The sequence below is a fragment of the Citricoccus sp. genome (genome assembly GCF_032154715.1).
GTDB lineage: Bacteria > Actinomycetota > Actinomycetes > Actinomycetales > Micrococcaceae > Citricoccus.
In genome coordinates this window covers 1-4,977 of record NZ_JALDXU010000143.1, presented here as the reverse complement: position 1 = coordinate 4,977, position 4,977 = coordinate 1, and the positions used below count along the sequence as shown (strand labels likewise).

3 protein-coding genes and 1 tRNA gene are annotated in these 4,977 nt (G+C 73.5%); all 4 read left to right on the top strand.

Features of this window, described 5'->3' with window-relative positions; all coding sequences use genetic code 11:
* Window position 1: 1 nt before the first annotated feature.
* Window positions 2–77, top strand: a tRNA-Glu gene (locus tag RUH65_RS15200).
* 96 nt (window positions 78–173) lie between these two features.
* On the top strand, window positions 174–1,949 hold the full coding sequence (locus RUH65_RS15195; protein ID WP_313818473.1) for a dynamin family protein: 1,776 nt from the start codon (window positions 174–176) through the stop codon (window positions 1,947–1,949).
* A 3-nt stretch (window positions 1,950–1,952) separates the two neighbouring features.
* A complete protein-coding gene (locus RUH65_RS15190) occupies window positions 1,953–3,695 on the top strand; it encodes a GTPase (RefSeq protein ID WP_313818471.1) in 1,743 nt (580 codons plus the stop codon).
* A gap of 50 nt (window positions 3,696–3,745) precedes the next feature.
* Complete coding sequence (locus RUH65_RS15185) at window positions 3,746–4,876, top strand: thiamine-phosphate kinase (protein ID WP_313818470.1); 1,131 nt, start codon at window positions 3,746–3,748, stop codon at window positions 4,874–4,876.
* Window positions 4,877–4,977 lie beyond the last annotated feature (101 nt).

The window sequence follows — 4,977 nt, the reverse complement described above, 5'->3', positions numbered from 1 at the left end:
CGGCCCCATCGTATAGCGGCCTAGTACGCTGCCCTCTCACGGCGGTAACGCGGGTTCGAATCCCGCTGGGGTCACCAGCTGAGAAGACCCGGTCCATCAGGGCCGGGTCTTTTTCTGTGCCCTCCGGACCCTGCTGTGCTCCGGTGCCGCGTTCCGGTGCCATGATGGGATGCGTGAGCACTGATCCCACCCCCGTCCCGCCGCCGCGAACGGTCCAGGCCGTGGACCTGCTGAGCCGGCTGCGCGGCGGACTGGCCGGGGTGGCCCTCCCGCTCGGGATCGACGGCGCCGCCGAGGCCGCCCGGATGCGGGACGCCGCCGTCACCCAGCTGGACGACTACGTCCTGCCGCGGTACCGCAGCCTGGACGCGCCGCTGCTGGCCGTCGTCGGGGGATCAACCGGTGCCGGCAAGTCCACCCTCGTCAATGCCCTGGTGGGGCACGCCGTGACCCGGGCCGGTGCCATCCGTCCGACCACGCGGCAACCGATCCTTCTGCATCACCCGGAGGACGTCGACTGGTTCACCACCGCCCGGGTGCTGCCGAACCTCTCCCGGACCGCCGGCCACCGCTCGGTGCCGGAGACTGCGGTGCCCGCGGAACGCGCGGGGGTGGAACCGGACCCCGAGGCCACCGAATCCCTGGTCCTGGTGACCGAACCGGCCCTGTCCGCCGGCCTGGCCCTGCTGGACGCCCCGGACATCGACTCCATCGCGGATGAGAACCGCCGGCTGGCCGGTCAGCTGCTCTCGGCCGCCGACCTGTGGATCTTCGTCACCACCGCGAACCGCTATGCGGACGCCGTCCCCTGGGAGCTGCTCCTGGACGCCGCCGCCCGAGACATCACGGTCGCCGTGGTCCTGGACCGCGTTCCGGCGGGCGTGGAGGACGAGGTCGCCACGGACCTGCGCGGTCTCCTGGAGCGTCAGGGGCTGGGCTCGGCCGGGCTCTTCGTCGTCACGGAGTCCGCCCTGGACGCCCAGGGAATGCTCCCCGCGGGCGCCGTGCGGCCGCTGCGCGAGTGGCTCGAGTCCATTGCCGGCGATGCCGGTTCCCGTGCGGAGGTCGCCCGCCGCACCCTCCACGGGGTGGTCCGGCAATTGGCGGAGAAAACCTCGGTCCTGGCGGCGGCCGAGGACGACCAGCGCCACGCGGCGGCCCGGCTGGCCGGTGACGTGGACTCCGCCTACGAGCAGGCGCTGGCGGGCGTGCTGGCCTCAACCCAGGACGGGACCCTGCTGCGCGGCGAGGTGCTGTCCCGTTGGCAGGACTTCATCGGCACCGGGGAGTTCTTCCGGTCGCTGGAATCAGGGATCGGGCGGCTGAGGGACCGGGTCACCTCCTTCTTCCGGGGCCGGCCGGCCCCGCCCGAGGAGGTCGAGACGGCGATCGAGACCGGATTGCACGCCGTCCTCGTGGAGCAGACCGCTGCGGCCTCGGAGGAGTCCGCCCAGCGCTGGCGTCAAGATGCCGCCGGACGCGCACTCATCACCGGCCAGGACGTTGCCGCGCTCCCCGCCGACTTCAGCGACCGCGCGGCCGCCGAGATCCGCAGCTGGCAGGGGGACCTGATCTCCCTGATCGAACAGGAGGGTGCCGGCAAGCGGACGATGGCCCGCGTCGCCGCGCTGGGCGTGAACGGTGTGGCCGTGACCTTGATGATCGTGTCCTTCGCTGCGACCGGCGGGCTGCTCGGGATCGAGGTCGGGATCGCCGGCGGGACCGCGGTGGTGGCGCAGAAGTTGCTCGAATCGATCTTCGGCGAGGACGCCGTCCGCCGGCTGGCCCAACGTTCCCAGGAGAATCTCGTGGACCGGATCACCGGGCTGCTGCAGTCGGACGCCCGCCGGTTCACCGCGTTGCTGGAGGGGATTCGCGACCCCGAGGAAACCGATCAGTTGCGGTCCCTCGTGCCCGACCTGCGCCGACTGGCCGGACGGGAGGCCTGACCCATGACGACGCACCGCGATGGTCCCCTGGACCACAAGCTCGCCGCCCTGGAGACCGCCGCCCGGCTGGGTGAGGGCCGGTTGTCCGAGGAGGCGCTGGCCACAGCCCGTCATGTGGTGGAACGGGCCGGGGAACGACGCCGGCTCTCGGCCGACCACACGGTCGTCGGCTTCTTCGGCGCCACCGGTTCCGGCAAGTCCAGCCTCTTCAACGCGGTCACCGGTCACCCGCTCGCCCGCGCGGCGGCCACCCGGCCCACGACCTCCGAGCCCCTGGCCGCCGTGTGGGGCGCCGAGGGCTCCGAACCCCTGCTCGACTGGCTGGAGGTCTCCCACCGTCACCAGCTGGACGGTCCCGCGGCCGGAGCCGAGCCCTCGGGCCCGTGGTCCCGGTTGCTCCGCCAGCGCTGGGGCCGGCCTCGCGAAAGACAGGGCGGTCGCACGACCAGCCGGCAGGGCGACCAGCCGGGAGGCCTGATCCTGCTTGACCTGCCTGATTTCGATTCGATCGCCGTCCGGCACCGGGAGATCGTGACCCGGCTGGCCGGTCAGGTGGACGTGCTCGTCTGGGTCGTCGACCCGCAGAAATACGCGGATGCCGCCCTCCACCGGGAATTCCTCGAGCCACTCGCCGCCCACCGCGGCGTTACCCTCGTGGTCCTGAACCAGATCGACCGGCTCGCCGAGGCGGACGTGGAGACCGTGACCGCGTCCCTGCAGGGCATCCTGGCCCAGGACGGACTCGCCCGCGTGCCCGTCTATCCCGCCTCGGCCTCCACGGGCGCCGGCCTCGAGCCCCTCCGATCCGCCATCGCGGAGGTGGCCGCGCGGCGGAGCGCCGTCAGTGAACGGCTGCTCTCGGATGTGCGCACGGCCGCCAGGGCGCTCGGTGCCGGGGACGCGGGAGGCGTTCCGGCCGGCGTCGGGACGGGGGACGAGGCCAGGCTCGTGGACGCGTTGACCGAGGCGGCCGGCGTCAACACCGTGGTGCGGGCCGTGCAGCGCTCGTACCGGCTCGAGGGGGGCCGCCGCACCGGATGGCCCCTGATCCGGTGGGCCACTCGCCTCCGTCAGGACCCGCTGCGCCGGCTCGGACTGCGCCGAGGGGACGATCCGCGGCGCGGGATGAACCGGGCGCCGGGAACGGCGACCGACGACCCTCGACTGCACCGGAGCTCACTGCCCGAGCGCAGCCCGGCCCAGCGGGCGCAGGCCGACGGCGCCCTCCGTGCCTTCGCCGAGGCCACGGGGGCCGGCGCCCCGGACACGTGGCGGTCCTCCATCCGCCGTGCCGCCCGCAGCCATGCAAACACGCTCCCGGATGAGCTGGATCAGGCGATCACCTCCACCGATCTGGCGGCCGGGAAGGGCTCGTGGTGGTGGCACGTGGTCAACCTCCTCCAGTGGCTCGCCCTGGTGGCCGTCCTGGCCGGCCTCGCCTGGCTGGGCGTCCTCGCCCTGGCCGGCTACCTCCAGTTCGAGGTGCCACCAGCCCCGGACGTGGAAGGCTTCCCGATCCCGACGTTGCTCGTGTTCGGCGGACTGGCCTTCGGGCTGCTGCTGGCACTGCTGATGGCCCCGTTGGTGCGGCTGGGGGCGCGGAACCGGGCGCGCCGGGCGCGACGCCGGCTGCGCGCCGCGGTCTCAGCAGTCGCCCGGCAGCGCGTCGCCGAGCCGGTGACGGAAGAGATCGAACGTTACGGCGCGTTCCGGGAGGCGCTGGCGGCGGCCAGCGGACGCCATTGACCGGGCCCGGCGTGACACCGAACCCGCGAGCCCGCCAGAGCGTCGGCGGGTTGGGTGAGTCAGGGATCCTGCGGATCCTGAACCGCCGTTTCGCTGCGGTACCGGCAGCGGGAGACTGGCCGGAGGGGACCGTCGGCCCCGGGGACGACGCCGCGGTCGTGGCCGCCCCGGACGGCCGGTTCGTCATCACCACGGATGCCATGGCGCAGGACCGCGATTTCCGGCTGGAGTGGCCGGCTGTGCACCGTGGGACGTTCGACGGTCACGGCTTCGCCGGAGGCTATTCCACCGGTTGGAAGGCTGCCGCCCAGAACCTCTCGGACATCAACGCCATGGGCGGTGAGCCCTCCGGACTGCTCCTGGCCCTGACTATGCCTCCCACCACCCCTGTGGCCTGGATCGACGGCCTCGCCGCCGGGATCGCCGGTGCGGTGCGCCACCTCGGGGCGGACTGTTGCCGGATCGTCGGCGGAGACCTGGGATCGGACGAGCGCATCACCGTGGCCGTCACGGCCACGGGCGACCTGGACGGCCGGCCGGCGGTGCGGCGTACCCTGCCGCCGGCAGTCCGCGCGGTCACGGCTGGCCTGGACCTCGTCCTGTGCGGCCGGGCAGGCTGGGCCGCCGCCGGCCTGAAGGTGCTGGAGACGCCCCGCGGGCGGCTGGACGAGCGGTTGCGCGCTGCTGAACAGGCAGAACTCAGTGTCCGGCGACTCGCTGCACTGGCGGCTGCCGCACAACTTCGACCCCGGCCAGTGCTGGGAGCGGGACGGGTGGCGGCCGAGGCCGGGGCGCTGGCCATGATGGATGTCTCCGATGGCGTGCTGAAGGACGCCGGCCGCCTGGCCACGGCCAACGGCCTGCGGGCGGAGCTCGATCCGGAGTGGGTGCGTCGCGAGGCCTCGACCCTCGTGCCCCTGGCCCGGGCCCTGGATCCCGCCATCGGGTGGCAGACTGCCGAACGCTGGGTGTCCTCCGGCGGGGAGGACTACGGCCTCCTCGCCGCCCTGCCCACGGGGGCCACGGTGCCCGCGGGATTCCGGCTGATCGGACGCCTGGTGGCCGAGCCGGGAGCTCCCGCGCCAGCGGAGAACGCCGGCAGCACCGGCAGTACCGGCCGTGCTGGCGGCACGGGCCGTGCTGCCGACACTGACGGGTGGGACCACTTCACGGATCGGTGACCGGCCGGCGTCGTGGTCCGCGGCGTCATCCTGACGTCTCTGGGGCGAAGCGGTGGCCGAGGGCGGCGTGGGTGAAGCCGGCGGCCTGCCAGGCGGTGGGG

What these genes read in the sequence shown, in the direction of transcription:
- RUH65_RS15190 (WP_313818471.1), top strand. Translation starts at nt 1,953, where the DNA reads ATGACGACGCACCGCGATGGTCCCCTGGACCACAAGCTCGCCGCCCTG.